This is a genomic window from Prescottella sp. GW823-FHT02E09, from assembly GCF_058797375.1.
The window spans coordinates 363,514-390,232 of sequence record NZ_JBXAJP010000003.1; the positions used below are offsets into that span (position 1 = coordinate 363,514).

The window sequence follows — 26,719 nt, forward strand, 5'->3', positions numbered from 1 at the left end:
TAACCGAATCGATTGGGGGGCGTTACATATGTGTGGAATCGCAGGATGGGTGTCGTTCGACTCCGACCTGACCCGACAGCAGAGTGTTCTCGACGCGATGACCGACACCATGGCTTTGCGCGGGCCGGACGGGAGCGGCACTTTCGTGCGCACTCATGTGGGACTCGGGCATCGGCGGCTGGCCGTCATCGATCTACCGGGTGGAGCGCAGCCGATGAGCGTGAACACCGCCGCTGGGGACGTCGGAATGGTGTACACGGGGGAGACATACAACTACCGGGAACTGCGCGATCAGCTACGGGCTCTGGGCCATACATTCCGCACCGACAGCGACACCGAGGTGGTGCTACACGCATACCTGCAGTGGGGTGAGAGCCTCGTCGATCACCTCAACGGAATGTACGCCTTCGCGATCTGGGACCAGCGCGAGGAGAAGCTGGTGATGATCCGAGACCGCATGGGCATCAAACCGATCTTCTACTACCCGACACCGGACGGGGTCCTGTTCGGATCGGAGCCGAAGGCGATTCTGGCGAACCCATTGGCACGCAAGGCCGTCGACTCCGACGGGGTTCGCGAGCTGTTGGCCATGACCAAGGCGCCGCGCAGGTCGATCTGGAAGGGCATGTACGAGGTGGCGCCCGGAACTCTGATCCGGGTGGACCGCCAGGGAACTCACGAACGTACCTACTGGCGCCTGGGCGCGGTCGAGCATGCCGACAGCAGGGAGAAGTCCGTCGAGCGGGTGCGGGATCTGCTCACCGACATCGTCGACCGGCAGCTGATCTCCGATGTGCCGAGATGTGTATTGCTCTCGGGCGGATTGGATTCCAGTGCCATCACAGGACTGGCCGCGGCGAGCCTCGCTCACAACGGCGAGCAACTGCGCACCTTCTCGGTGAACTTCCTCCATCAGGAGCAGAACTTCGTCGCCGACGAGGTGCGCGGCACCCCCGACGCGCCGTACGCGCGCGAGGTCGCGGCGTTGGTGGAGTCCGCGCATCAGGATGTGATGCTGAATTCTGCCGATCTGCTGGATCTTTCGGTGCGGCGTGCGGTGATCGCCGCACGTGACATGCCCGGACTCGGCGACATGGACTTGTCGCTGTACCTGCTGTTCCAGGCGATTCGCGAGCAGTCGACGGTGGCGCTGTCGGGCGAATCGGCCGACGAGGTGTTCGGCGGCTATCCGTGGTTCCACAACGAGAGGGCGGTCAATGCGGACACCTTCCCGTGGGCGGCCTTCACCGGAGACACCCCCTGGGCTGCTCTGAGGCCGGAGCTACGCGAGCGGCTGGATATCGACAGCTACGTTGCCGACCAATACGCCGCAGCGTGCGCGGAGGTCGAACACCTGCCCGGTGAATCCGCGGCCGAACATCGCATGCGCGAGGTGTGCTATCTGCATCTGACCCGGTTCGTGCGGATCCTGCTCGACCGCAAGGATCGCTTGTCGATGGCGGCCGGCCTCGAGGTTCGAGTGCCGTTCTGCGACCATCGCCTCATCGAGTATGTCTACAACACTCCGTGGCCGCTGAAAACCTTCGATGGCCGCGAGAAGAGCCTGCTGCGTCACGCCACGAAACATGTGCTCCCGCAATCGGTCGTCGATCGAGTGAAGAGCGGTTACCCGTTGACGCAGGATCCGGCATACGCGACGAACCTGCAGCAGCTCGCGAAGGAGATCCTGTCCGAGACCGATTCGCCGCTGTTCGACCTCGTCGACCGGACCTGGATGCAACAACTGACGGCGCAAGATCCGATGCGGATGGATCCCATCACCCGGGCCGGCCTGGATCGCGCCATCGACATCTACACCTGGCTCGACCTGTACAAGCCGGAGCTGCAACTCGATTGAGCGAGAGCCACCGTGCGCCCGCCATCGAGACCTCGCCGCTTGGCGCACGGTCACCCTCGGTGTGTCGGGACCATGGGTGGCGAACCAGTCGACTTCGGTCAAGACTCGGAGTCTCGGGGAACGACCGGGCAACGCCGCAGTGACTTCGCTGCGGCGTTGCCCTTCAACCCCGCACAGATCAGGACGATGAGCACAGCTGGAAGACACGACCGGTGCAGCGACAGCCGACACCACGGATCCGAAACCTGTCGCGACACCGATCACGACCTGCATGCACAATCCCGCAACGGCTGCCCACTCCGCCCGGCGCAGAAGCGGCCCCGCTACCTGATGGGCCGACTACCACGCTTCGTGGCTCGACATCGTCGCCTTCGTGCGTATGCCCACAACGGGATTCGGTTCCTGGGGGCGCCGCTGGGACGCCCCTGACCGCATGCGAACCGATGTATGTGAGGCTGCTCGGGTCTGCTCGGGTCGCCCGGACAGGCCGGCGACAGCCCGGCATTCCACACCTGCTCGACCACTAGCACGTTCCCGCATCGGAGGTGAACGGCCGCGACCGGAAGCAACGGCGCGGACCAGTAACTCGGTACGACAAACTCGCGATCGTCTGCCGCACTGTGGCCGTCCTCGACGCGGTGGTCGCCTGGGCCCGTCGACTGTCAGACATGCCCTAGCTGATCGACGAAGGCCAGCACCCGGCACGGCCCGCCCGAACCACCCCGATGCTTGGGCGCTCCGACCACGACCGTTGCGCCGGCCGGTGGCAGTGCGGCGAGATTCGCGAGCGATTCGATGCCGTACTTCCCGGCGCCCAGCGCGGCGACATGAGCACCGTAGGTGCGACTGCTCGCGGCGTCGAGACTGAGAGTGTCGACGCCGATCGCGACGATGTCGCGCTCCTCCACGAGGAACGTCACCGCGTCCGGGTCGAAGCCCGGCGAGTGTGGCGTCCCGGATCGATCGCGATTGACGTACCGCCCCGGATCCGCGAGGCGCTCTTCCCAACCCGAGTGCATCGCGACGATCGACCGGCCGGGTATGCGACCGTGCTCGCGTTCCCACGCCTCGATGTCGGTGACCGTGAGGAGGGCGTCGGCGTCCACCGCGGCCTTCGCCGAGATGTCGACGACGGCGACAGGAGCGACGAAGTCCTCGATCGGCAGCTCCTCGACGGTGCGGCCGTCGGCGATCTTGTGGGCAGGGGCGTCGATGTGTGTACCGGTGTGCTCCCAGTAGGTGAGCTTGTTGACGTGGAACTCGCCCCGTGCCGGCCCGGACGAGCCGCCCGCCGAACCCGACAGCGACCCGAACGGACCCGGATCGTCGATCACGACCACCGGTTCCATCGCGAAGGCGTCGTTGCCCGGCCACACCGGGAAGTCGGCAGTGAGTGTGTGGGTGAGATCGACGACCGACCGCGCCCGGATCGCGAATGTCGGGGTGGCCGGCGCGGCGGAGGCCGCTCGGGGTGCGAGCGCCCCGCCGAGCACCGCCAGACCGGCCGCGCCCAGGAGTCCCCGTCGGCTCACCGCCGGTGCGGTCTCACCGATCGTCCGACGAACCTGTGCCATCACGTCGGGTGAACACACGGCGACCGCCCTCAGTCCGCGGCCGGCACGACGCGGAGAACCCGGTCGCCGGAACCGTTGTCGGTGGTGATCAGCAGGCTGCCGTCCGGCGCGGCCGTGGCCGAGCGCAGGCGCCCGTACTCGCCGGTGAGCGCCGACGACGTGTCGGTGACGGTGGTGCCGTCGCCGGATAGCTTCAGGAACACCAGCTTCTGGCCCTGCTGCGCGGTGACGGCCAACGCACTGTCCCAGTCGCCCCAGCCGGCACCCGACACGAAGGTCCCGCCGGGTGTCGCGATGGTGGGGGCACCGGAACTCCACACGGCCTCCACCGCGCCGGGCACGCGTTCGGGGTCGGTCATGGGCACGCTCTCGTCGTAGGTGCCCGGTCGCCGATCGGGACGGTAGCCGTAGTTGTTGCCGGCGGCGAGCAGATTCACCTCGTCGTCCCGACTCGTGCCCTGCTCGATGTCGTATATCCTGCCGGTGCCCGGCTGCAGCGCCAGTCCCTGCACGTTACGGTGACCGAGCGTGAACACCGGGCTGTTCGGGAACGGATTCCCGGCGGCCGGCGAGCCGTCACGGTCGACGTGCAACACCTTGCCACCCAGCGAGTTCCGATCCTGCGGCACCGTCCCCTGCGCCGAGTCGCCCGTCCCGATGTACAGCGTGCCGTCGGGGTGCGCGAGGATGCGGCAACCACCGTGACGCCCTTTGGCGCCCACCGGCATCCCGGTGACGACGTCGCCGGTGCGGGTGAGCGTCGTCCATCCCGGGTCGACGGTCCACGACACGACGCGAACGTCGGTTCGGTCGACGTCGGCACTGCCCAGCGAACCCGTGTCGACCGAGCCGAGCGATCCGGATCCGCCGCCACGGTGTCCCTGGCACGTGAACACCGTGCGAGTGGTCTCGAAGTCCTGCGCCAACGCGATTCCCATGAGGCCTGTCTCGCCCTCGGCGTACAGGTCCGACAGGTCCGCGGACACCTCGCCGACGCTGCCGTCTGCGCGGGTGACGACGAACCGGCCGGCCCGCTCCCCGGTGAGGATCGCACCGTCCGGCGCGACGACGACGTCCCAGGGTCTGGTGAGACCGTCCATCACGGTGGTGACCTCGAGAGCCGGAAACGCCTCGGGCGGTTCGGCACATGCAGTGGGTGCCACTCCCACACCGATGAGCACCGCAGCGGCAACTGCTCCCGACATCCGAATCGACTTACGCACGAACGGCCCTCCCGTTTCACCGTCGGTAACGGGTGCCACCCTACGGGAGGATACTGACACGAGTCTTCCGGGCCACCGTCAGTGAAAACGCCGCAGCCGCAAACTGTTCCCCACCACGAACAGCGATGACAGCGCCATCGCGGCACCGGCGATCATCGGGTTGAGCAGGCCCGTCGCCGCGAGAGGTATGGCCGCGACGTTGTACGCAAAGGCCCAGAACAGGTTTCCCTTGATGGTCGCGAGGGTGCGGCGGGACAACCGGATCGCGTCCGGCACCGACCGCAGGTCGCCACGGACCAGGGTCAGATCGCTCGCCTCGATCGCGGCATCGGTACCGGTGCCCATCGCGATGCCGACGTCGGCGGTCGCGAGCGCGGCGGCGTCGTTGAGACCGTCGCCGACCATCGCGACCGCGCCTTCCCTCCGCAACCGGGCGACGGTGTCGGCCTTCTGGTCCGGCAGAACCTCCGCGATCACCCGGTCGATGCCGACTTCGCGCGCGACGGCGGTCGCGACGGCCTCGGCGTCGCCGGTGAGCAGGACCGGTGTCATGCCGAGTGCCCGGATCTCGCGGATCGCCTCGGCGCTGGTCGGTTTCACGGCGTCGGCGACGACCACGGCGCCGCGGACGCGGTCGTCCCACGAGACGATGACGGTGGTCCGGCCCTCCGGCAGCTGCCCCTGCAGTCCGGCGGGCACCGGCCCCTGTACCCGGCCCACCCGCACCGCATGCCCGTCGACGACGCCCTCGACGCCGACACCCGGGCGGTTGACGAACCCGGTCACCGGCAGCGGCCGCGGCACCGCGCGCACGATCGCCTGCGCCACCGGATGCTCCGACCCGGACTCCACCGCCGCAGCCAGCGCCAGGACCCGGTCGCGGTCCTCGCCGTCCACCGCGACGATGTCGTCGAGTTCCATCCGCCCGGTGGTGACGGTGCCGGTCTTGTCCAGCACCACGGTCTCGATGCGACGGGTCTGTTCGAGCACCTCGGGGCCTTTGATGAGGATGCCCAGCTGTGCGCCCCGCCCCGTCCCGACCAGCAGTGCCGTCGGCGTGGCCAGCCCGAGGGCGCACGGGCACGCGACGATCAGCACGGCGACGGCCGCGGTGAACGCCTCGGTCACCGGCTGCCCCAGCAGCAGCCACGCCGCGAGCGTGCCAGCGGCGATCACCAGCACGACGGGCACGAACACTGCCGAGACGCGGTCCGCGAGTCGCTGTGCGAGCGCCTTGCCGCCTTGCGCTTCGGTCACGAGCCGGGCGATGTGCGCCAGCTGCGTGTCGGCGCCGACGCGTTCGGCCCGGACGGTCAGCAGCCGGTCGGTGTTGACGGTGCCGCCGGCCACGGCGTCGCCGGTACCCACCTCCACAGGAACCGACTCGCCGGTGAGCATCGACGTGTCCACCGCGGAGGCGCCCGCGACGACGCGTCCGTCGGTGGCGATCTTCTCCCCCGGCCGCACCACGAACTCGTCACCGACGTGCAGCGCAGCGACCGGCACCCGCTGTTCGACGCCGCCCCGCAGCAGCGCGACGTCCTTGGCGCCCACCTCGAGCAGCGCCCGCAGCGCGGCCCCGGAGCGACGTTTGGCGCGGGACTCGGCGTACCGGCCGGCGAGGAGGAACGTGGTGACCCCGGCCGCCACCTCGAGATAGATCTGCCCGGAGGCGTCGTGCGCGCCGGGCAGCAGCGTGAACTCGTGGGTCGTGCCGATGTGTCCGGCGGTGCCGAACACCAGCGCCCACAGCGACCACCCGTAGGCGGCGAGCGTGCCCAGCGAGACGAGGGTGTCCATCGTCGACATGCCGTGCCTGGCCGTCACGACGGCGGCGCGGTGGAACGGGTAGCCGCACCAGAAGACGACGATCGTGGTGAGCACCAGCGACATCCACTGCCAGTAGTCGAACTGCAGCGGCGGGATCATCGACACCAGCACGACCGGCACCGACGCCACGATCGCCACCACCAGGCGCGAGCCGAGCAGATCCCGGGTCTCCGCGGGGACCGGATGTTCCGGTTCGGTGACCGTCGCGGAGTATCCGGTCTTCTCGACGACGTCGATCAGATCCTGCGTCGGGATCGACTCGGGGAACTCGACGTGGGCCTGTTCGGTGGCGTAGTTGACGCTGGCGGTGACGCCGTCGAGCCTGCCGAGCTTGCGTTCGATCCGGGCCGCGCACGACGCGCAGGTCATGCCGCCGATGTCGAGTTCGACGGTGCGCAGCCCGGTGACGGTCACTGGAGCAGCTCGTAGCCTGCCTCGGCTACCGCGGCGGCGACGGCAATGGTGTCCATGGGGGAATCACTGCGCACCACCACGCGACCGGACGCGACATCGACGTCGACACCCGTGACCCCGGACGGCTCGCTGATCTCCTCGGTGACGGCGGCGGCGCAGTGCTGGCAGGTCATGCCCTTGACGATGTAGGTGTGTTCCATCGCAGACCTCCTGTTGTCGACAGGTCGCACTGTTGTCAGGGTCGCACTTCGGCTCAGGACTTCACCAGGCGCGCGATCGCGTCGGACGCCTCCTTGACCTTGGCATCGGCCTCCGGGCCGCCCTTCTTCGCAGCCTCGACGACGCAGCCTGCGAGGTGCGCCTCGAGCAGCTTGAGCGACACCGACTGCAGCGCGGACGTGGCCGCGGACACCTGGGTGAGCACGTCGATGCAGTAGCGGTCGTCCGCGATCATGCGCGAGATTCCCTGCACCTGACCCTCGATGCGCCGTAGACGCTTGAGCAGGTCCTCCTGCTGCGGGCTGTATCCGTTCATACTCGAATGATACCCCCTATGGGTACCGGGTGCCGCGTCGTCGACGTCGGATGTCGAGCGCCAGCAGCCCAGCGAGAAGCACCGACGCGAATGCGGCCGTGATCCACGACCCCTCGTAGCGGACGGAGGTGAACGACGGAGCGTCGGGGGCGACCGGTTCGAAGACATGAGTGGTCACACCTCGGACCGCGCACCACGCGGCGAGCAGCAGTGCCCCGACGACCCCCGCCGCCTCGGCCACCAGCACCACCGGACGCGTCACACCGACCTCCCCTGCACCTGCGCGAGGGCCGCCGTCAGCGCCTCCCGCAGACCGTCGTCGTCGCGCGCCCACGCCTGTGCGAGGGAACCGTCCCGCAGGCGCAACCCGACGGCCGTACGGCGCCGCGGCACCCCGGACAACTCGCCGAGGCTGCGCGCACTCTCCCAGGGCTCCGGTTCGTCGGCGTACGGATCGGCCTCGGGCAGGATCTCCCCGATCTCGTCGAGCGGCACCTCCTCCGCACCCTGCCGCAGCGCCGTCGCGGTCAGCAACACGCTCACATGGCGGCGGGCGGCAGCGACCTGCACGTAGACGATGCCGGCGAGGATCAGCGCGAACAACGTCAACGCGAACCAGTGCACCACCGGACCGGTGAACAACTCGATCACGAGCGCGATCACACAGAAGACGGGCCCGTAAGCCACCGCCCGCCAGCGGGCGCCCTCCTCCAGGAACAGCGCAGCCTCCGGCTCAGCCGACCCGTTCGTCGCGGAACCACTCACGCGCACCCTCCCGATAGACCAGAACGCTCGCCACCAGCAGCAACAGCGGAATCGACAGCAGTAGCGGCGCGATCACCCCGATCGCCGACAGGGCGATCGCCGCCAGCGCGAAGACCGACGAGAGCACCACGACGACGATCCGTAGACCTCGGTTTCCCGCCCGCACCGGCGCAGCCAGGAACCCGATGGCCAGTCCGAAGATCAACGACGCCCCGCCGACACCGCGGAGCAGCCACACGAAGGTATCGGCATCGGCGCCGAGTTGTCCGCGGATCGCATCGGCGGACGTCGTGAGCGCAAGCAGTCCGAACAGCACCATCGCCGCGGCGCACAGCACCCAGATCCAGTAGGCGACGGAGACCACGCGGGGGGACGACACACTCACCCCCTCATCCTGCGGCATCGATCGACCCGAGACGAGCGGAGGACCGGACAGCGAGACACACCCGACACTGCGGACCGCGTCAGCGTGCGGGCGGCAGGTGGAGGAAGTACTCGTTGGATTCCTTGCGGTGCATCAGCACGATCGCACCGATCGCCGCGACGGCCTGGAGGATCCCGGCGCCGCCCATGATCAGCGCCGCGGCACCGGTACCGGCCCCGATCCCGAAGATCGTGGGAAGGGCCGAGAACACCGTGAACACGCCGATCATCGTGAGCAGCATCCGCGCCCAGTTCTTGCCCTTGCGCATCTTGAAGGCGAACAGTGCCAGCAGACCGGTGAGCACGATGCCCAGGAACACACCGGTGCCGATGATCGCGAACACGAAGAGCTGCTCGACGTCCGCGCGCGACATCACGCTGTCCGACTGCTTCGACAGCTCGTCGACGACCTGGTCGACGAACGCGTCCCGGTCGCCGTACGCGAAGGCCAGCGCCGACACGAGATACACGATGCCGAGCGCTGCCACCACGAACCACAACTGGAACGCCGTGATCACGTCCGCCGGAACCGGCTTCTTCTCGGCCTGCTGCTGGGCGGGCGGCATCGGCGCGGGGTACTGCGGGCTGCCCGGCCAGGGCTCCGGCGGTCCCGGCTGCCCGGTCATCCGAGCCATCCCGCGGCCTCGGCGGCCCAGTAGGTGAGGACGATGTCGGCGCCCGCGCGGCGAATGCTCAGCAGCGACTCGAGGACCGCGGCGTCGCGGTCGATCCAGCCGTTCTGCGCGGCCGCCGTGATCATCGCGTACTCGCCCGAGATCTGGTAGGCCGCGACCGGCACGGTGGAGCGGTCCGCGACCTCGCGCAGCACGTCGAGGTACGACATCGCCGGCTTGACCATCACCAGGTCGGCGCCCTCGGCGAGGTCGAGATCCACCTCGAGCATCGACTCCCGACGGTTCGCCGGATCCTGCTGGTACGTGCGGCGGTCGCCCTCGAGCGACGAACCGACGGCCTCCCGGAACGGACCGTAGAAGGCGGACGCGTACTTCGCCGAGTACGCGAGCTGCCCGACGTCGGCGTGCCCGGCAGCGTCGAGACCCTCACGGATCGCGGCGACCTGGCCGTCCATCATCCCGCTGGGGCCGAGCAGGTGCGCTCCGGCCTCGGCCTGGGCGATCGCCATGTCGACGTACCGTGCGAGCGTCGCGTCGTTGTCGACGTGGCCGTCGGCCGTCAGCACACCGCAGTGCCCGTGCGAGGTGAACTCGTCGAGACACGTGTCGGCCATCAGCACCGTCGATTCGCCCAGTTCGGCCTTCAGTGCGGCCAGCCCCCGGTTGAGGATGCCGTCCGGGTCGGTCGCACCGGACCCGTCGACGTCCTTGTCCTCGGTACGCGGCACGCCGAAGAGCATCACCCCGCCCACCCCGGCCGCCACCGCGTCGGTGGCGGCGCCGCGCAGCGAGTCCAGCGTGTGCTGGACGACGCCCGGCATCGACGAGATCGGTCGCGGCTCGTCGATGCCGTCGGCGACGAACATCGGAAGCACGAGATGCCTTGGCTCGAGCGATGTCTCGGCGACGAGGCGGCGCAGCGCGGGAGTGCCGCGCAGTCGGCGCGGGCGGCGGGCGGGAAAGTCACCGTCTCGGCGGGTGGGGAACACGGGTGCAGCTACTCCTGTACCGGAAGTGGTCAGCGGCGGGCGCGGGACTTCTTGCGCGGCGGAGGCAGCGCGCCCTCGGCACGCAGCCGGGCCGCGTGCTCGGCGAGCGCCTCGACCAGCGGACCCATCTGCGCCGTCTCCGGCTGGACGTCGACGCGCAGACCGAACTCGATCGCGGTCTCCGCTGTCTTGGGTCCGATGCACGCGACGATCGTGCGGGCGTGCGGCTTGCCGGCGATGCCGACGAGGTTGCGCACGGTCGACGACGACGTGAAGCACACGGCGTCGAAGCCACCCGTCTTGATCATCTCGCGGGTCTCGGCCGGCGGCGGCGCAGCCCGCACGGTGCGGTACGCGGTGACGTCGTCGATCTCCCAGCCACGCTCGCGCAGGCCCTCGGCGAGGGTCTCGGTGGCGATGTCGGCGCGCGGCAGCAGGACCCGGTTGACCGGGTCGAACACCTCGTCGTACGGCGGGAAGTCGGCCAGCAGGCCCTCGCTGGACTGCTCACCCGACGGCACCAGCTCGGGGGTGATACCGAACGAGCGCACCTTCTCGGCCGTGGCCTCGCCGACGCACGCGATCTTCACGCCGGAGAACGCGCGGGCGTCCAAGCCGAACGCCTCGAACTTCTCCCACACCGCGCGCACCGCGTTGGTGGAGGTGAAGACGACCCACTGGTAGCGGCCGTCGACCAGACCCTTGACGGAACGCTCCATCTGGGCGGGGCTGCGAGGCGGCTCGACCGCGATGGTCGGAACCTCGATCGGGATCGCGCCGTGCGTGACGAGCCGATCGCTCATGTCGGCGGCCTGCTCCTTGGTGCGCGGCACCAGGACGGTCCAGCCGTACAGGGCGCGTGACTCCCACCACGACATCTTGCTGCGCTGCGCGACGACCTTGCCGACCGTGACGATCAGCGGGCCGACCAGCTCGGAACCGGCATCGTTGAGGGTCGCGAGCGTGGCCTCGACGGTGCGCTGCTGACGCGTGGTTCCACGGACGGTGATCGCGGCCGGCGTCTGCGGCGCCAGACCGTGTTCGACGAGCGCGCTCGCGGTCTCGGCCAGGTGCGCGGCACTCGCGTGCAGCACCAGCGGGCCGGGAGCCGCGGCCAGCGCCGCCCAGTCGACCTCGCCGCGCACGTCGGCCTCGGTGTGGGCCGAGCCCAACGCCATGCCGGCGTAGCTCGGAACCGCGGAACCGGACGGGAGTCCGGGCAGCACCTCGAACACCACCTGGGTGCGGGCGACGGCCGAGACCTCGGCGATCACGGAATCGGTGGTCAGCGGATCACCGGAGACGAGACGGACCACGTCGTGGCCGTTCTTGGCCTCGGCGACCAGCGTCTTGGCGACCTCCGCCGGCTCGCCGAGCGCGGGCCGGACCTCGGCGATCGGCTCGTCGGTCTCGGCGTCGCGACCGAGCGCGGTACCGACCAGCGCGGTCACGCCCTTGTCGACGTCGGGGTCGGTGAACGCCAGCGCCGCCGACGCGAGAACGTCGCGCGCCCGGACGGTGAGCAGCGCCGGATCACCGGGTCCCGATCCCACAAAGAGGATTCGTCCGGGACTGTTCTTACGGACTCGGCTCATCGGTAGTTCTCCAGTGCGGTCTCATGTCGATAGGAATCAAGTACGAAATCGGGCCTGCGATCGACCCCCGGACGGACAACGACGTCAAGCATCCGCATCACCGTCCTCGGCAATCGTCATCAAATCGCGTGCGCCGAGCTCGAGAAGTTCCCGCGCAACCGCGCGGCCCAGCTCGTCGGCACGCTCGGGCGATCCCACCGTGGATGCCCGAATCACATCGGAGCCGTCGATCGCGGCGGCACAGCCGCGCACCGACAGTTCCTCGAACACGTGGCCGTCGTCGTCGATCGACTCGACGACCTCGGCGATCGCACCGACCGGTGCGGTGCAGCCCGCCTCGAGCTCGGCGAGCAGCGAGCGCTCCGCGACGACGGCGGCACGGGTGGCCGCGTCGTCCAGTCCGGCGAGGACCGCGATCAGCTCCGGCTTGTCGGCACGGCACTCGACAGCGAGCGCACCCTGCGACGGTGCGGGCAGCATCTGCACCGGCTCGAGCGATTCGGTGATCGCATCGGTGCGGCCGATGCGGGACAGGCCGGCACGGGCGATGACGATCGCGTCGAGCTCACCGGACGCGACCTTGCCGAGGCGGGTGTCGATGTTGCCGCGCAGCGGTTCGATCTCGAGTCCCAGACCGAGGGCGCGCAGCTGGGCACGGCGCCGCGGCGCGGACGTGCCGATCCGCGAACCGGGCGGCAGCTCGCCCAGCACCAGGCCGTCGCGGGCGACGAGCGCGTCGCGCGGATCCTCGCGCGGCGGCACGGCGGCGACGACGAGTTCGTCGGGCTGCGCGGTGGGCAGGTCCTTGTACGAGTGCACCGCGACGTCGACCTCGCCGGCCGCGAGCGCCTCGCGCAGTTCGGCGACGAACACGCCGACGCCGATGCGCTGCACCGGTCCGGCGGTGACGTCACCCTTCGTCTTGATGATCACCAGTTCGGCCGGGTGGCCCGCGGCGATCAGCGCATCCCGGACGGTCCCGGCCTGCGTGGTGGCCAGCAGGCTGCCGCGGGTGCCGATCCGCAGGGTGCGGGTGGTGGGGTCGGTCTGCGAGCCGATGCTCGAGGCGACGGCCGGCGACTGGACAGCGTCGGTGCTCATGCCTGCGCATCCTTTCCTGAAACATCGGGGCCGCTGGTGAATTCACCGAGATCGATGGGGGCGGCGACGGCCTCCGCCGAACCCGGGCGCAGCTCGAACAGTTCGCGCAGCGCGGCGGCGTACGAATCTCCGCCCGGTGTGGAAGCCAACTGCTTGACCCGCACGGTCGGTGCGTGCAGGAGCTTGTCGACGACACGGCGGACGGTGCGCGCGACCTCGTCGCGCTGCGGATCCTCCAGACCCGGCAGCCGCGAATCCAGTCGCATCAGTTCCGCCTCGACCACCTCCGCGGCGCGCTGGCGCAGCGCGGTCACGGTCGGGGTGACCTCGGCCAACCGCTGGGAGGCCAGGTACTGAGCAAGTTCGGAGGCCACGATCCCGCGGGCGGCATCGGCGTCCGACGCGGCGGCGCCGGCGGCCGGATCACGCTGCAGCGCGGCCATGTCGAGCACGACCACCTCGGGCAGCCCGGCGACGGCGGCCTCGACGTCGCGGGGCAGTCCCAGGTCGCAGATCACGAGCGGACGCTTCGGGTCGCGCCCCGGCCGGGCCAGCGCCCGGTGGGTGTCGGCGAGCGTGACGACGGAGCCGACCGCGCCGGTGCAGGTGACCAGGACGTCGGACTGCGCCATCGCGTCGGGCAGCTCGTCGAAACCCATGGCGATCGCGTCGATGCCGTTGCCGACCGCGGTGGCCGCGAGGTGCTCGGCGCGCTCGCGGGTGCGGTTGACGACGAGGATGCGGCCGATTCCGGCGCGCGTGAGGTGTGCGACCGACAGGCTGCCCATGGCGCCCGCACCGACCACGACCGCGGTGCGGCCGACCAGGCCGCCGTCGCCGAGGATCCCTGCGGCTCGGTCGAGGGCGACGGACACCACGGAGGCACCGGCGGCGTCGATCCCGGTCTCGGAGTGGACCCGCTTGCCGACCCGCAGCGCCTGCTGCGCCAGCTCGTGCAGTGCGCGTCCGGCGGCCTGCTGTGCGTCGGCGGCCGCGTACGCGGCACGGATCTGCCCGAGGATCTGCTGCTCGCCGATGACCATCGAGTCCAGGCCGCTGGCGACCGCGAACAGGTGCTCGGCGGCGGCCTCGCTGTAGCGGACGTACGCGTGCTTGTGCAGCTCGGCGAGGTCGAGGCCGGAATGCTCGCTGAGCAGATCGGCGATCTCGGTGAGCGCACCGTGGAACGCGTCCACGACCGCGTAGATCTCGATGCGGTTGCACGTCGAGACGATCATCGCCTCCGAGACGTGGGCCGAAGCCAACATCTTGTCCGTCAGCTTCGGGCGGTCCGTATCGGTGACCGCTATCCGCTCGAGGACGGAGACGGGAGCGCTACGGTGCGAGATCCCGACGAGAAGCACACTCACGGCCTGATCACCGATCCGTTTCTGGTCGAAGCGCGACCGCCGCGGATGCGGCGGCAACCTGCTGAGGAAACTGCTCCTCGTTGCGGGCCATATTGAACGACAGAACCTGCATCTCCATGGCGAGATCGACCCGACGCATCTCGACGTGGTCGGGGATCTCCAGCGCGAGCGGAGAGAAGCTGAGGATGCAGCGGAGGCCGGCGCCGACGAGCAGGTCGCACACGGCCTGGGCCGCACTGTCGGGCGTGGCGATCACACCGATGGTGGGTTCGAGGTCGCGGCACGCGTCGGCGAGCTCGGCCACGTCGCGGACCGTCAGACCGCCGACTCGAGCGCCGACGACGTCGGTGTCCTGGTCGAACAGGCCCACCATCGAGAATCCGCGACGGTCGAAGCCGCCGTAGCCGGCGAGTGCGCGCCCGAGATTGCCGATACCGACCAGCACCACACGGTGGCCACGATCGAGGCCCAGCGCCGATTCGATGCGCGCCCGCAGTCGGGTGACGTCGTAGCCGACGCCGCGAACCCCGTTGGGGCCCAGGAACGACAGGTCCTTGCGCAGCTTGGCCGATCCGACACCGGAGGCCGCGGCGAGTTCCTCGCTCGAGACGATGAGAGCACCTTCGTCGGCGAGCACTCCGAGGACCCGCAGGTATGTCGCCAGACGCGTCACCGTAGCCTGGGGAATGTCCCGGTACTGCGCGGCCGGAGGCGTCTCACGCCGGGGAGTGGGCGAAGCGGACGGAGCAGCCCCGGCGACGCCGCGGGCAACCGCCCCCTGCGCCTGGTGCTGTTCGGTCACGTCGATGGCTCCTCGTCCGGCCGGCCGTGTACCCCGGCCTTCGCACAGGTCCGGGGCGTTTGTTCACACCACGGTAACCGCTTGTGAAGCCATGCACAAAGTTGCTCAACGGGCCCCGGACGTGCTCTCACCTGCAAAGCGACCGGATTCCTCGATACAGGGTGACCCTTCCCACTCCCCCATCAGCCCGGCTTCCGTCGAGCCGAGGTCAGCCCGCGGCGAGGTCTGCGCGGAGCCGTTCCTCGTCAACCTCCCAGTAGCTGTGCTCCTTGCCGTCGAGCAGGACGACGGGCAGCCGGTCCCCGTATTCCGCCCGCAGATCGGGATCCTCGGCCGCAGCCGCGTCCACGTCGATGCAGGTCAGTTCGAGTTCGAACTCGCGGCAGATCTCGTCCAGCGTTTCGCGGGCGGGCGCGCACGCACCGCAGCCGACGCGAGTGAGAAGTGTGATCCGGTGTCGCGACTGGTCCATGCGCATCAGTCTTCACCACCGCGCGATGCACCGTCCGGACAGCCCGCGCGACGCCACTCCGCAGACCGTTCCGTTTCGAGACGAACATCACACGTCGCGGACCCGGCCTCGATCCGCCGGGATCGAGGCCTGCACGCGGGCTAGGGTGAGCCAGAGGTGTCTGCGACGCAGGAGGTGCGAGTGCCTGGGCGATCACTGCCGATCGGCGCGAGATTCGGTGTGGGCCTGTCCGGGATTCTGCGCCCCGGCCGCCGCCGGATACGGAATCTGCTGGGCCCGAGCGAGGCCGAACTGCGCGCCAATCTCGCCGGCGAGGCCAGCGCCGACGCCGCCCTCGCCCTGCAGGAGGCCGAGGCACTCCAGGAGGCCGAAGCCCTCGAGGCGGCCGCTCTCGAAGCGGCGGCACTCGAAGCCCCCGAGGCTCCCGAAGTTCCCGAGGCACCGGAACCGCCGGCCGAGATCGTGGTCCCCCGAGATCTCACCGCCGCCGCGTTCTTCGATGTCGACAACACGATGGTGCAGGGCGCCTCGATCATCCACTTCGCCCGTGGCCTCGCGGCCCGGAAGTACCTGAGGACCGCCGACCTGGTCGACTTCGCGTGGAAGCAGGTCAAGTTCCGGGTCACCGGCAAGGAGAACAGCGACGACGTCGCGGAGGGTCGGGAGAAGGCGCTCTCGTTCGTCGCGGGCCGCTCCACTGCCGAACTTGCCCGCCTCGGCGAGGAGATCTACGACGAGGTCATCGCCGACAAGATCTGGGCCGGCACCCGCGCACTCGCGCAGATGCACCTCGACGCAGGCCAGCAGGTGTGGCTCGTGACGGCCACCCCCGTCGAACTGGCGCAGGTCATCGCCAAACGCCTCGGGCTCACCGGCGCCCTGGGCACGGTCGCCGAGAGCAAGGACGGCGTGTTCACGGGCCGCCTCGTCGGCGACATCCTGCACGGACTCGGCAAGGCGCACGCGGTGCGCACGCTCGCCGTCCGCGAGGGCCTCAACCTCAAGCGCTGCACCGCGTACTCCGACAGCTACAACGACGTTCCGATGCTCTCCCTCGTCGGCACCGCCGTCGCCGTCAATCCCGACGCCGATCTGCGTGAGCTCGCCCGGAACCGCGGCTGGGAAGTGCGCGACTTCCGTACCGGACGCAAGGCCGCGAAGATCGGTGTGCCGACCGCCCTGCTGCTCGGCGCCGTGGGCGGCGCGGTGGGCGCGATCCTCAGCCGTCGACGTGACCGGGCACTGATCGCCGAGCTCGCGGCCCGCCAGGAGCCGGGTCGGGTTCAGCCCATGAAGACGTTGCGACGCTGCGCCAGCAGGCGGTAGAGCGTCTGCTGGATCGTCTCGCGGACGTGGTCGGTGACCTCGAACAGCACCATCGGATCGTCGGCCTCGGCGACGTCGTAGGTGTCGGTGACGATCGGCGTCCCGAACTCGATGTACCACTTGGACGGCAGCGGGACGAGCCCCAGCGGCCCCAGGTGCGGGAACAGTGGCGTCACCGGGAAGTACGGCATGTTCAGCAGCCGCGCGAGTGGGGCGATGTCGCCGATCTTCGGATAGATCTCCTCCGATCCCACGATCGAGCACGGGATGATCGGCACGCCGGCGCGCATCGCCGCGGACACGAAACCGCCGCGACCGAACCGCTGCAGCTTGTAGCGCTCGGAGAACGGCTTGCCGATGCCCTTGTAGCCCTCCGGGAACACCGCCGCGACCTCACCGCTGCGCAGTAGTCGCTCGGCGTCGGGGTGGCAGGCCAGCGTGTGCCCGGCCTTGCGGGCGATGTTGCCGACGACGGGCATCTCGAACGCCAGATCGGCGGCGAGCATCCGCAGCGCGCGATGCCGGGGATGGTGATCGTGCACCGCGACCGACGTCATGAGCGCATCGATGGGAACCACCCCGGCGTGGTTGGCCACCACCAGCGCGCCGCCCGTGGCCGGGATGTTCTCGACGCCGCGTACCTCGACCCGGAACCACTTCTCGAACAGCGGCCGCAGCGCGGGCAGAAAGACACCGTCGGCGAAGTGCGGGTCGTAACCGAACTCGTCGACCTCGTAGTCCCCCGCGAGGCGGCGGCGGACGAATCCCGCGGCACCGGTCACCTGTCCGACCAGGCGACCGCGCAGACCGTCGAGCAGTGACCCGCCGTCGGCTTCGCCGGCTCCGGCACCACCCGCACCGGCGCCGGTCTCACCGACCGGCTCGTCCGATGCCGTGAACACGCGGTCGGCGCCGCCCTCGAGCGGCCGCCGATGCGCCGCGCGGGTCGGCGACGGACGGGTACCCGAGCCGCCGTGCAGCGGGATCACCTTCGCCACCTCGTTCACCAGAGCCCCCTGCCCATTCGATCCGCGGTTCACCTGTCGTGCTGTCCGACCCCGCCTGGTGCGCCGACGAACGTGAGCACAGTCGATTCTGCCCGGTCCAGCCATTCGGGCCGGATCACCGGGGTCAACCCGGTGCCGCGCACGAAGTCGTCGAGTGCCTCCATCGTCGTCCACCGCGGCTCGAAGCCGAGTTCGGCCCGCATCCGGGTGGTGTCGAGCCCGCACCCGAAGTGGAAGTAGTCGAGCTGTTCCCGCGTGAACGAACGCATCTGCGAGCCCATCAGTGCCCGCCCGGCGCTGCGGAACAGCGAGAACGGCATCGGGACCTCGACGCGGCCGGCCCGCCGGATCGCCTGCGACATCATCACGGCGCCGTCCCCCGCGACGTTGAAGGTTCCGGCCGGCCCGGCGAGGGTGGCCCGGCCGAGCGCGGCGAGGGCGTCCTCCTCGTGGAGCAGCTGCATGCGGGCGTCGCGGCCCAGGATGCTCGGGACGATCGGCGACGACAGGTACCGCGCCACCCAGCCGTGCAACCGCGGACCCATCAGTGGTCCGAGCCGCAGGATCGACACCGCGATGTCGGGGCGCCGCCGCCCCAGGCCTCGGGCGTAGCCCTCGATCTCGATGCAGTCGCGCGCCCACGCTCCCTGCGGTGGACGCCGGGCGCCCATCTCCTCGGTGAACTTGGCCGGATCCTTGGGGCTGCCGCCGTAGACCGCGGAGGCGGAGCGCAGCACCATCTTGCGCACGGAGGGCGCCTTCTGGCACATCGCGAACAACTGCATGGCACCGATGACGTTCATGTCCTTCATCGCCGCGCGGCTGCCGGACTTGGGCGCCTGGGCGACGGTCGCGGCATGCACGACGGTGTCGACATCGGCCCCGCGGATCACCTTGCCGATGAGCGGGTTTCGAATGTCGGCGCGGACGAACTCGGCGCGGCCCATCCGGCGCATCATGTCCTTGCTGGGCGAGACGGCGTCGACCGCGATCACCCGCTCGATGCCCGGCTCCTGGGCCAGCCGCGCCACCAGGAACCCGCCCGGGAACCGGCTCGCGCCCGTCACCAGCACCACCTTCGGTGGCTGCACGCCCCGCTCGTCAGGACTCACCCGTACCCCCGTCCATTCGCCCCTTCGGGGAGCCTAGCCAATCCGCGACGGGAGGCAAGGGTTCCGCGCGAGCCTTTACGCCCTGGCAACACGATCGTCGGAGAAGGCCGCGCACACCCGACAAATGGCACACCGAAAAACGCGGATGCCCGCCACCATGACGGTGACGGGCATCCGGGTGCAAGTTCTTACTTGCCGAGCTTCCGACGCTGGACGCGCGTGCGGCGCAGCAGCTTGCGGTGCTTCTTCTTCGACATGCGCTTGCGGCGCTTCTTGATCACTGAACCCATGGTGGGTGTTCCTCACAGTCTTCTATAGCGTTCAGCGCACGCCGGTCACGTACGCCTGTGTCTTCCTCTGGCGCTGAGGCCTCGTTGCCACTGGTCGCTTTCACGACCCCAGCGCCTGACGACACCGGCTGGCTGGTACGACGACTCACGATCGTACCGGGGCGGGTGAGCTCGACGAAAACCGAGGCTCACCCTATCGATTCCGGCAGGTCAGCCGGCGTCGAAATACGAGGTCTCCAGATAATCGTGCACCGCCTTGGCGTGCACGCGGAAGGACCGACCCACACGAACTGCGGGCAGTTCACCGCTGTGCACCAGCCGGTACACGGTCATCTTCGAAACCCTCATCAGCGTCGCGACCTCCGCGACGGTGAGGAACTGCGTCCCGGCGAGACTTGCGCCACCGGGGTTGTCTTGCTTGCCGGACTTGTCTGACTTGGCCGGCTTTGCTGGGTTTTCAGGGGATCCCATCTGTCCACTTACCTCCGGCACATGTCGCGCCGCCGGCTTCCCCTCCGGCGGAACAGACACGCACGTGCTGACACGAGCTTAGCGGGACCAGAGGGATTGGTGCGACGGGTGTTGCAAACAAGATCGCCAATTGCGATCTACTCGGGCGACACCCCGAGTTCAGCCGAGCGGTCACGAGCGGCCGTGAGCGCCTCGTAGAAGGCCGTCCGGAGACCACTGCGCTCGAGTTCCCGCACCGCCGCGGCGGTGGTGCCACCCGGCGACGTGACCGCCGCCCGCAGGTCGGTGGCGCTCTCGCCCGACTGGTCGAGCATGGCGGCCGAGCCGACCATCGTCTGCACCACGAGTTCCCGCGTGGTCGCGCGGGTGAGCCCCAGCGCGACACCCGCGTCGATCATCGCTTCGACGGCCAGGAAGAAGTACGCGGGGCCGGAACCGGACACCGCGGTCACCGCGTCGATCTGCGACTCCGGAACGGTCGTGACCGTGCCGACGGACGCGAGGATGCCGCGCACCAGGTCCAGGTGCCCGGCCTTGACGTGGCGTCCGGGCGCCATGACGCTGGCGCCCTGCCCGACGAGCATCGGGGTGTTCGGCATGACCCGGATCACCGGGAACCCGGCGGGCAGCTTCACCTCGTACCGCGCCGTGGGGATGCCCGCGGCCAGGGAGACCAGGAGCTGCTCCTGCTCGCCGTCGAGGTCCACCTTGCTCATCGCCGTCAGAACCGAGTCCACGTCCGTGGGCTTGACCGCGACGACGATCACGTCGGCGCCCTCGGCCGCGTCCTCGATCGTGGTGACGCGGATCGAGTACGTCGCGGCCAGTTCCTGGGCACGCGGCTCGTACGACTCGGCGACAACCAGATCTCGGGTGGCGTGACCGCCCTGCAACAGTCCAGAGATCAGGGCCTCACCGATCTTGCCGCCACCGATCACCGCAATTCTCGTCATACCGCCCAGCCTGCCACGGGCCGTGATCGGGGCAATCCCCCGGTACCGGGCGGTGTGACGCAGCAGTCCCCGGGTGCGAGGTCAGCGGGGAATCATGGCCAGCTGACGGCTCTGCACGACGACGGCGCCGGTGGAGTCGAGGACGGTGTGATCCTCCTCGAACCAGGTGTCGCCCAGCACCGTCGAACTCGCCATCACCCGCAACCAGCCCGGAGCCGGCTGTCGGCGCAGGTACGTCGTCAGCTGGACGGTGGGCGCCCACCCGAACATGCCGCGGTTCATCGTGACCGGCGCGCAGATGTCGCCGGTCATGATCGCGAACAGCGCCGCGGTGGCCGGATCCTCCTCGTCCGCCGCCCACGGCCGTGCCCACATCCGGACCTGCGGCTCGCCCTGCTTCCCGGTCAGGAAGTGGGCGGACGAGCCGTCGACGCGCAAATCGCACCCCTGCGAGACGTGCACGATCTGGGCCATCGGGTGGTCCTTCGAGAGCACGTGCGCCTCGGACGTGGGCTCGGCCGGCAGTTGCGCGAGCGACTGCACCTCGGCGTAGTGGGGCTCCCCCGCATCCGGGACGCCCAGCGTCACCGCCGCGTGCACCGCGGGCCGACCGGCCTGCGACAACTCGACGTCGACCAGCGAGACCTGCCGCCCGCGCTTGCGCACGGTCGCCACCAGGTCGACGTCGCCCGGGTCCGGGGCCGCGAGGTAGTTGGCGCTGACCGCGAGCGGCTGGACTGCCGCGTCGACGGGCATCGCGTCCGGCGCCGTCCGGATCAGCTCGCGCCGCGCGGCGGCCGCGCACAGCGCCATCATGCAGCCGCCGTGGACCTTGGGCCCGATGGTCCAGATCGGGTCGATGTGGGCGCCGTATCGGCCGGCGGCACCGTCGAGACCACTGTCCTGCGGGGTGACGGTGGTCAGATCCCGGAACGGGTGGGCGGACACTGCGTCGTCGGGGGTCACTGGTAGTCCTGTCTGTCGGGGTCGGTGAAGTCGTCGAAGGTGCGGCCCGCGAACGTCGCGGCGCCGATGTCCTGGTGTGCGAGCCGGCGCAGGGCGGCGAGCACGGGTTCGTAGATCGCGGTGCCGAGGACGGCGTACTCCACCGCGGATTCGACGGAGTCGGTGGGCATCAGCTCGAGGTCCACCTCCGCGATCCCGCGGATGTGACGGCCGTACGCGTCGAGGCGTTCGTCGGTCATCGGGATGCCGACGTCCTCGGCGGCTGCGAGAGCCCGATCCAGTTGCGCGACAGCAGGGTACGTCGGTTCGTACACCTGCCCGAGCCGTTCGAGGACGGCGCGGGCACGGGGGTAGTCGTCCGCCTGCCCGGCCGGTTCGGCCGGATACGGCGGCAGCGCCGCGAGCGCGCGCCCCACGGTGTCGAAGACCGTGTCGGCGGGGCGGTCGACGAGGCGGACGACGGTGCGGATCCTGCCCAGCGGCAGCCCGACACCGGCGAGCGCCTTGATGAGCGCCAGACGTCGGACATGACGTTCGCCGTACTCGGCCTGCGTCGCACTGCTCGCCTCGCCGGGCATCAGCAGGCCCTCGCGGAGGTAGTACTTGACGGTCGCGAGGGGCACGCCACTGACGGCGACCAGTTCGGAGACGCGCATCCCACCGCTCCTGCCCGCGCCGACTCTTGACACCCACGGCCGTGAGGTCGACGATGAATACGGATTGGATAGTTCAACTATCCAGTTTCGGTTCGAGCCTACCGCACGCGAGGAGCTCACCATGGATCCCGTTCTCACGATCGTCGTCGGCGTCACCGTGCTCACGGTGGTAGGTATCGCGTCCGGCGGCGCGTTCCTGCTCCGCATCCTCACCGGACATCAGGGCGCCAACGACCTGCAGAAGAGCTTCTTCAGGGCGGGTCACGCCCACGCCGGCGTCCTCGTCACGCTCGGTCTCGTGCTGGCGACCCTGACCGCGGTGGTCGATGCGAGCCCCGGCTGGGCGGCGGCCGGCGCGATCGCCGTGCTGGTGTCGGCGATCTTCATCCCCGCCGGGTTCTTCCTGTCCGTCCTCGGACGCGACCCCGCGAAACCCGGCCCGATGCTCGCGTCGATCTGGGTGGGCGCGGCCTGCCTCGCGGTGGGGCTCGTGATCTCGGGGATCACGGTGATCAGCGCGGGAGTGTCCGCGCTGTGAACCGGGGTGGGATCAGCGGCGCAGGTGTTCGCGCGCGAAGCTCAGCGCCTGCCCCAGCATCGACGCGCGTTCGGAGCGGGTGCGGGCGTTCTGGGTGTTGATCTCGATGACGGCCTGCCCGGCGAATCCGCTGTCGACGAGGTGCCGGCAGACCTCGACGCAGGGCTGGCTGCCGTGCCCGGGAATGAGATGCTCGTCGATCGAGGCGCCACGACCGTCGGCCAGGTGCAGGTGCGCCAGACCGCGGCCCATCCGGTTCGCGAGATCCATCGCATCCATGCCCGCCGTCGCGGTGTGGGACAGGTCCAGCGTGTAGTGCCGGTGATCGGAGTCGGTGGGGTCGTAGGACGGGCTGAACGCCGACAGCGCCGCACCCGGTCCCCCGCGTCGTCGCAGCCGCTCCGCCGACTTCTCCCGGCCGCCGAAGAAGCTGTCGGCCCGCATCGGGAACATGTTCTCCACCGCGACCACGGCGCCGGTCTTCTCCTCGAGACCCGCCACCTGGTCGGCGAACCCGTCGGCGTATCGGCGCTGCCACCGGAACGGCGGGTGCACCACCACGTTGGACGCACCGAGCGCCTCCGCGGTCGCGACCGAACGGTCCAGCTTCGCGACGGGGTCGGCGCCCCACACGCGCTGTGAGATCAGCAGGCACGGCACGTGGACCGCCTGGACGGGCACCGCGTACTTGCGGACCAGACGCTGGACCGCCGAGACGTCCTGGCTGACCGATTCGGCCCACACCATCAACTCGACGCCGTCGTAGCCGACCTCGGCCGCATACCGGAACGCCGCCTCGGTGTTCTCGGGATACACCGAGGCCGTGGACAACCCGACGAGGATCTTCCGATCCGGCATTCCTGGTCTCCCCACGACGTACCCTTCGCCGGCGTCCGGTCAGCTCGTGCTGAGCAGGAAGGCGAGTGGGCCCAGGGTGACGAACACACCCGCGACGACCGCGATCACCAGGCTCGTGATGTCGTCCGTGCGGCGCAGGATCCGAACCATCGCGACCAGGCCGACGATCACGAGGACCGCGAGCACCAGCGCCACCATCGGCAGCATGTCCCACAGCTTCTCGAAGCCCTTGAACATCAGCGCGCCGGCAACCACCGCGACGGCGCCCTGTCCCAGCAGCACGGCCCACTGCTTGGCTCCGCTGGCTTCGGGCTCGTCGTCGAGGTCCTCGAGGTCCTCCGGGTCGGCGCGATTCTCGTCGTCGACGAGATCGGTGTCGGAGTCCGCACCGCGATCGGTCTCGGCGGGCTGGTCGTTCCCCTGACGCATCAGGTCACCGGCGAGAGTCTGGCCCGACAGCAGCCTGGGCTCGGGCGCCTCGCTGCGCGCGAGGGCCGGGCCCGGCTCGATCACCGTCGTCGACGTCACCGAACGCCAGCCGGAGTTCGTGCCCCGACCGGTCGGCCCGGCGTCCTTCACGGCCGGCGCGACGACGGTGGGCGCGTCGTCGACCGTGGCCGACTTCGCCGCCGCACCGTTCGCCGTGGTCTTCGCGGCGGACCCGGCATCGTTCTCGTCCTGAGCATCCGCGTCGGCGAGGGTGAACACCGCCGTGGCATCCGACGCGGGCGCCGACGCCTTCGAAAGCGCTACGGGCTTCGCGGGTGCTGCGGGCTTCGCGGGAGCCTTGGGCGCTTCGGCGGCCTTCGGAGCCTCGGTGTCCTTGTGAGCCTCGGGCGCCTTGGGAGCCTCGGGCGCCTTGGGAGCCCCGGTCGCCTTCGGAGCCCCGGTCGGCTCCGGGGTCCCGGTCGGTTCCGGGGTCGGCGCCGCCGTTCCCTCGGCGGACTCGGCGGACTCGGCGGACTCATCGGACTCGCCGGCGGTGCGCGCGTTGCGGACCGCCGGGAATTCGCCGGTCAGCTCGGCGACGGAGATGCCGCCCTTGACGCCGCGACGACGTCGGCCGCCACCGCCGGCACCGACTCGCTGGCCGTTACGGGCCAACAGCTCCGCAACCGAGATTGCTTGGCTGTCACCTTCGGGCTCCGTCATCGAGCGCTCACCACCAGTTCTCCACCCATGTCCGTATCGAGCTTGCGAAGAATCAGACCCTCACGCAGTGCCCACGGGCAAATTTCGAGCGTGTCGACTCCGAGTGCGCGCATGCTGGCCTCCGCAACGAGAGCTCCGGCCACGATCTGCTGAGAGCGGTCGGAACTCACGCCCTCCAATTCTGCACGGTCCGACGCGGTCATCCGCGAAATGAAGGCGATCAGCTGCCGCAGACCGCTCGACGTGAGCGTCCGTGTGATGCGTGGACCTGCGGTGGACGGCGCGGCACCGGTCAGTCGGGCCAGAGAACGGAACGTCTTGGACGTGCCGACGCAGCGGTCGGGATCGCCCGCGGCACGCAACTGCTTGGCCGGGGCGACCAGCTCGGCGTCGAGCCAGTCCCGCAGCACGGCGACGCGACGCTTGCCGGGCGGGTCCTCCTGCAGCCAGTCGCGGGTCAACCGTCCGGCGCCCAACTGGAGGGAGAATGCGGTGTCGGGGTCTTCGTCACCACCGGACGTCAGTTCGAGCGAGCCACCGCCGATGTCGATGTTGAGGATGCGGCCGGCGCTCCACCCGTACCAGCGGCGCACCGCCAGGAACGTCAACCGCGCCTCGTCGACACCCGAGAGGACCTCGAGGTTCACGCCGGTCTCGGCACGCACACGGGACAGAACCGCCTCGGAGTTGTTGGCGTCACGCACCGCCGACGTCGCGAAGGCCATCAGCTCACCGCAGCCCGACGACCTGGCGATACCCGCGAAGTCGTTGACGGTCGTGACCAACCGGTCGGCACCCACGACCGTGATGTCACCACGGTCGTCGGTGTTCTCGGCAAGCCGCAGAGTCGCTTTCGTTGAGCTCATCGGCGTGGGGTGCCCACCACGATGAGCGTCCACTACGAGTAGGTGGACGGTGTTGCTTCCGACATCGAGTACCCCAAGGCGCACACGGTTACGGTACTGGGTCTACCGTCGGGCACTGTGACAGCAGGCAGCACCACGGGCTCCGACAAGTTGGTGCCCGCACCAGAAGTGGATCTGGACTTCCCCCGCGAATGGGTGCAGTTCGTCGACCCCGAAAACTCCGAACACACCATCAAGGCCGACCTGACGTGGCTCCTTTCCCGCTGGACCTGCGTCTTCGGCAGTCCCGCATGCCAGGGCACGGTGGCGGGCCGCCCGGACGACGGGTGCTGCTCGCACGGCGCCTTCCTGTCCGACCAGGAGGACCGGGACAAGCTCGACGCCTCCGTGAGGATGCTCACACCGGAGGACTGGCAGTTCATGGAGAAGGGGCTCGGCAAGAAGGGCTACGTCGAGGAGGACGATCTCGAGGACGAGCCGGCGCTGCGGACCCGCCGCTACAAGGGCGCCTGCATCTTCCTCAACCGTCCGGGATTCGAGGGCGGTATCGGGTGCGCGCTGCACAAGATGGCGCTACGCAAGGGCATCGAGCCGCTCGAGGTGAAGCCCGACGTGTGCTGGCAGCTGCCGATCCGACGCACCCAGGAGTGGGTCGACCGGCCGGACGGCGAGCAGATCCTCGAGACCACCGTCACCGAGTACGACCGCCGCGGCTGGGGTGAGGGCGGCGAGGACCTGGCGTGGTACTGCTCGGGGTCGCCCGACGCGCACGTCGGCGCCAGGCCGGTGTGGCAGTCGTACGCACCGGAGCTCACCGAGCTGCTCGGCAAGGCCGCCTACGACGAACTGGCATCGCTGTGTCGGCGTCGCGAGGGCCTGGGCCTGATCGCGATCCATCCCGCGACCACCGCGGCGCAGCAGAAGAAGGCCTGACGCCT

29 protein-coding genes are annotated in these 26,719 nt (G+C 69.7%); 4 read left to right on the plus strand and 25 right to left on the minus strand.

Annotated features, from left to right (window positions below):
- The first annotated feature begins 28 nt into the window (after nucleotides 1-28).
- Entirely contained in the window at nucleotides 29-1,858 is a 1,830-nt protein-coding gene (gene asnB / locus AC1RIF_RS09400) for an asparagine synthase (glutamine-hydrolyzing) (protein WP_492601085.1), read from the plus strand.
- Nucleotides 1,859-2,520: 662 nt separating this feature from the next.
- Here the strand turns inward: asnB and AC1RIF_RS09405 are convergent.
- From AC1RIF_RS09405 to AC1RIF_RS09475, 15 genes are all read right to left on the minus strand, one after another.
- Nucleotides 2,521-3,450 (minus strand): cyclase family protein, encoded by a 930-nt coding sequence (locus AC1RIF_RS09405; RefSeq protein WP_492601086.1) that lies wholly within the window; start codon nucleotides 3,448-3,450, stop codon nucleotides 2,521-2,523.
- An 11-nt stretch (nucleotides 3,451-3,461) separates the two neighbouring features.
- Nucleotides 3,462-4,637 (minus strand): PQQ-dependent sugar dehydrogenase, encoded by a 1,176-nt coding sequence (locus AC1RIF_RS09410; RefSeq protein WP_492601348.1) that lies wholly within the window; start codon nucleotides 4,635-4,637, stop codon nucleotides 3,462-3,464.
- A 96-nt stretch (nucleotides 4,638-4,733) separates the two neighbouring features.
- Nucleotides 4,734-6,899, minus strand: a complete 2,166-nt coding sequence (locus AC1RIF_RS09415; protein WP_492601087.1) for a heavy metal translocating P-type ATPase — start codon at nucleotides 6,897-6,899, stop codon at nucleotides 4,734-4,736.
- A complete protein-coding gene (locus AC1RIF_RS09420) occupies nucleotides 6,896-7,099 on the minus strand; it encodes a heavy-metal-associated domain-containing protein (RefSeq protein ID WP_492601088.1) in 204 nt (67 codons plus the stop codon). The genes AC1RIF_RS09415 and AC1RIF_RS09420 overlap by 4 nt, the downstream gene beginning before the upstream one ends.
- Before the next feature lie 53 nt (nucleotides 7,100-7,152).
- Nucleotides 7,153-7,434, minus strand: a complete 282-nt coding sequence (locus tag AC1RIF_RS09425) for a metal-sensitive transcriptional regulator (RefSeq protein ID WP_031940195.1) — start codon at nucleotides 7,432-7,434, stop codon at nucleotides 7,153-7,155.
- A gap of 16 nt (nucleotides 7,435-7,450) precedes the next feature.
- Complete coding sequence (locus AC1RIF_RS09430; protein WP_492601089.1) at nucleotides 7,451-7,696, minus strand: hypothetical protein; 246 nt, start codon at nucleotides 7,694-7,696, stop codon at nucleotides 7,451-7,453.
- The gene (mce1N, locus tag AC1RIF_RS09435; protein ID WP_492601090.1) at nucleotides 7,693-8,199 is read right to left on the minus strand and encodes a transport-regulating membrane protein Mce1N; all 507 of its coding nucleotides are present in this window, start codon (nucleotides 8,197-8,199) and stop codon (nucleotides 7,693-7,695) included. Before mce1N ends, AC1RIF_RS09430 begins: the two co-directional genes overlap by 4 nt.
- Nucleotides 8,168-8,584: a hypothetical protein gene (locus AC1RIF_RS09440; protein ID WP_492601091.1), complete on the minus strand. Its 417-nt coding sequence runs from the start codon at nucleotides 8,582-8,584 to the stop codon at nucleotides 8,168-8,170. The genes mce1N and AC1RIF_RS09440 overlap by 32 nt, the downstream gene beginning before the upstream one ends.
- A 79-nt stretch (nucleotides 8,585-8,663) precedes the next feature.
- On the minus strand, nucleotides 8,664-9,248 hold the full coding sequence (locus AC1RIF_RS09445) for a hypothetical protein (protein WP_492601092.1): 585 nt from the start codon (nucleotides 9,246-9,248) through the stop codon (nucleotides 8,664-8,666).
- Nucleotides 9,245-10,246 carry a porphobilinogen synthase gene (gene hemB / locus AC1RIF_RS09450; protein WP_492601093.1) on the minus strand — a complete coding sequence of 334 codons (1,002 nt, stop codon included), beginning with the start codon at nucleotides 10,244-10,246 and terminating at the stop codon, nucleotides 9,245-9,247. The genes AC1RIF_RS09445 and hemB overlap by 4 nt, the downstream gene beginning before the upstream one ends.
- Before the next feature lie 29 nt (nucleotides 10,247-10,275).
- The gene (locus tag AC1RIF_RS09455) at nucleotides 10,276-11,841 is read right to left on the minus strand and encodes a bifunctional uroporphyrinogen-III C-methyltransferase/uroporphyrinogen-III synthase (RefSeq protein WP_492601094.1); all 1,566 of its coding nucleotides are present in this window, start codon (nucleotides 11,839-11,841) and stop codon (nucleotides 10,276-10,278) included.
- Between the two features lie 84 nt (nucleotides 11,842-11,925).
- On the minus strand, nucleotides 11,926-12,942 hold the full coding sequence (gene hemC / locus AC1RIF_RS09460; protein WP_492601095.1) for a hydroxymethylbilane synthase: 1,017 nt from the start codon (nucleotides 12,940-12,942) through the stop codon (nucleotides 11,926-11,928).
- Entirely contained in the window at nucleotides 12,939-14,312 is a 1,374-nt protein-coding gene (locus tag AC1RIF_RS09465) for a glutamyl-tRNA reductase (RefSeq protein ID WP_492601096.1), read from the minus strand. Before AC1RIF_RS09465 ends, hemC begins: the two co-directional genes overlap by 4 nt.
- Before the next feature lie 7 nt (nucleotides 14,313-14,319).
- Nucleotides 14,320-15,114 (minus strand): redox-sensing transcriptional repressor Rex, encoded by a 795-nt coding sequence (locus tag AC1RIF_RS09470; RefSeq protein WP_492601097.1) that lies wholly within the window; start codon nucleotides 15,112-15,114, stop codon nucleotides 14,320-14,322.
- 208 nt (nucleotides 15,115-15,322) lie between these two features.
- Nucleotides 15,323-15,586 carry a glutaredoxin family protein gene (locus tag AC1RIF_RS09475; protein WP_492601098.1) on the minus strand — a complete coding sequence of 88 codons (264 nt, stop codon included), beginning with the start codon at nucleotides 15,584-15,586 and terminating at the stop codon, nucleotides 15,323-15,325.
- A gap of 180 nt (nucleotides 15,587-15,766) precedes the next feature.
- On the opposite strand from AC1RIF_RS09475, the gene AC1RIF_RS09480 reads away from it, so the two are divergent.
- Nucleotides 15,767-16,912 (plus strand): HAD family hydrolase, encoded by a 1,146-nt coding sequence (locus AC1RIF_RS09480; protein WP_492601099.1) that lies wholly within the window; start codon nucleotides 15,767-15,769, stop codon nucleotides 16,910-16,912.
- Here AC1RIF_RS09480 and AC1RIF_RS09485 read toward each other — a convergent pair.
- From AC1RIF_RS09485 to AC1RIF_RS09515, 7 genes are all read right to left on the minus strand, one after another.
- Nucleotides 16,870-17,919, minus strand: coding sequence for a lysophospholipid acyltransferase family protein (locus tag AC1RIF_RS09485; RefSeq protein WP_492601100.1), 1,050 nt, complete (start codon nucleotides 17,917-17,919; stop codon nucleotides 16,870-16,872). The genes AC1RIF_RS09480 and AC1RIF_RS09485 overlap by 43 nt on opposite strands.
- A 29-nt stretch (nucleotides 17,920-17,948) precedes the next feature.
- A complete protein-coding gene (locus AC1RIF_RS09490; protein WP_492601101.1) occupies nucleotides 17,949-19,010 on the minus strand; it encodes an NAD-dependent epimerase/dehydratase family protein in 1,062 nt (353 codons plus the stop codon).
- Nucleotides 19,011-19,219: 209 nt separating this feature from the next.
- Complete coding sequence (locus tag AC1RIF_RS09495; RefSeq protein WP_003402602.1) at nucleotides 19,220-19,321, minus strand: 30S ribosomal protein bS22; 102 nt, start codon at nucleotides 19,319-19,321, stop codon at nucleotides 19,220-19,222.
- Between the two features lie 210 nt (nucleotides 19,322-19,531).
- Nucleotides 19,532-19,792 (minus strand): helix-turn-helix domain-containing protein, encoded by a 261-nt coding sequence (locus tag AC1RIF_RS09500; RefSeq protein ID WP_492601102.1) that lies wholly within the window; start codon nucleotides 19,790-19,792, stop codon nucleotides 19,532-19,534.
- Nucleotides 19,793-19,929: 137 nt separating this feature from the next.
- Nucleotides 19,930-20,745 carry a pyrroline-5-carboxylate reductase gene (gene proC, locus AC1RIF_RS09505; RefSeq protein WP_492601103.1) on the minus strand — a complete coding sequence of 272 codons (816 nt, stop codon included), beginning with the start codon at nucleotides 20,743-20,745 and terminating at the stop codon, nucleotides 19,930-19,932.
- Between the two features lie 81 nt (nucleotides 20,746-20,826).
- Nucleotides 20,827-21,693 carry a thioesterase family protein gene (locus tag AC1RIF_RS09510; RefSeq protein ID WP_492601349.1) on the minus strand — a complete coding sequence of 289 codons (867 nt, stop codon included), beginning with the start codon at nucleotides 21,691-21,693 and terminating at the stop codon, nucleotides 20,827-20,829.
- 14 nt (nucleotides 21,694-21,707) lie between these two features.
- The gene (locus tag AC1RIF_RS09515; RefSeq protein ID WP_492601104.1) at nucleotides 21,708-22,367 is read right to left on the minus strand and encodes a MerR family transcriptional regulator; all 660 of its coding nucleotides are present in this window, start codon (nucleotides 22,365-22,367) and stop codon (nucleotides 21,708-21,710) included.
- Nucleotides 22,368-22,488: 121 nt separating this feature from the next.
- On the opposite strand from AC1RIF_RS09515, the gene AC1RIF_RS09520 reads away from it, so the two are divergent.
- A complete protein-coding gene (locus tag AC1RIF_RS09520; protein ID WP_492601105.1) occupies nucleotides 22,489-22,905 on the plus strand; it encodes a hypothetical protein in 417 nt (138 codons plus the stop codon).
- A 12-nt stretch (nucleotides 22,906-22,917) separates the two neighbouring features.
- Here AC1RIF_RS09520 and AC1RIF_RS09525 read toward each other — a convergent pair whose 3' ends face one another.
- From AC1RIF_RS09525 to AC1RIF_RS09535, 3 genes are read right to left on the minus strand one after another with little or no spacing between them, the layout of a single operon-like run.
- On the minus strand, nucleotides 22,918-23,763 hold the full coding sequence (locus AC1RIF_RS09525; protein WP_492601106.1) for a sugar phosphate isomerase/epimerase family protein: 846 nt from the start codon (nucleotides 23,761-23,763) through the stop codon (nucleotides 22,918-22,920).
- Nucleotides 23,764-23,802: 39 nt separating this feature from the next.
- Entirely contained in the window at nucleotides 23,803-24,915 is a 1,113-nt protein-coding gene (locus AC1RIF_RS09530; RefSeq protein ID WP_492601107.1) for an Rv0497 family membrane protein, read from the minus strand.
- Complete coding sequence (locus AC1RIF_RS09535) at nucleotides 24,912-25,865, minus strand: Ppx/GppA family phosphatase (protein WP_492601108.1); 954 nt, start codon at nucleotides 25,863-25,865, stop codon at nucleotides 24,912-24,914. Before AC1RIF_RS09535 ends, AC1RIF_RS09530 begins: the two co-directional genes overlap by 4 nt.
- A 33-nt stretch (nucleotides 25,866-25,898) precedes the next feature.
- Here AC1RIF_RS09535 and AC1RIF_RS09540 point away from each other — a divergent pair, with 33 nt between their 5' ends.
- Nucleotides 25,899-26,714, plus strand: coding sequence for a DUF3109 family protein (locus AC1RIF_RS09540; RefSeq protein ID WP_492601109.1), 816 nt, complete (start codon nucleotides 25,899-25,901; stop codon nucleotides 26,712-26,714).
- Nucleotides 26,715-26,719 lie beyond the last annotated feature (5 nt).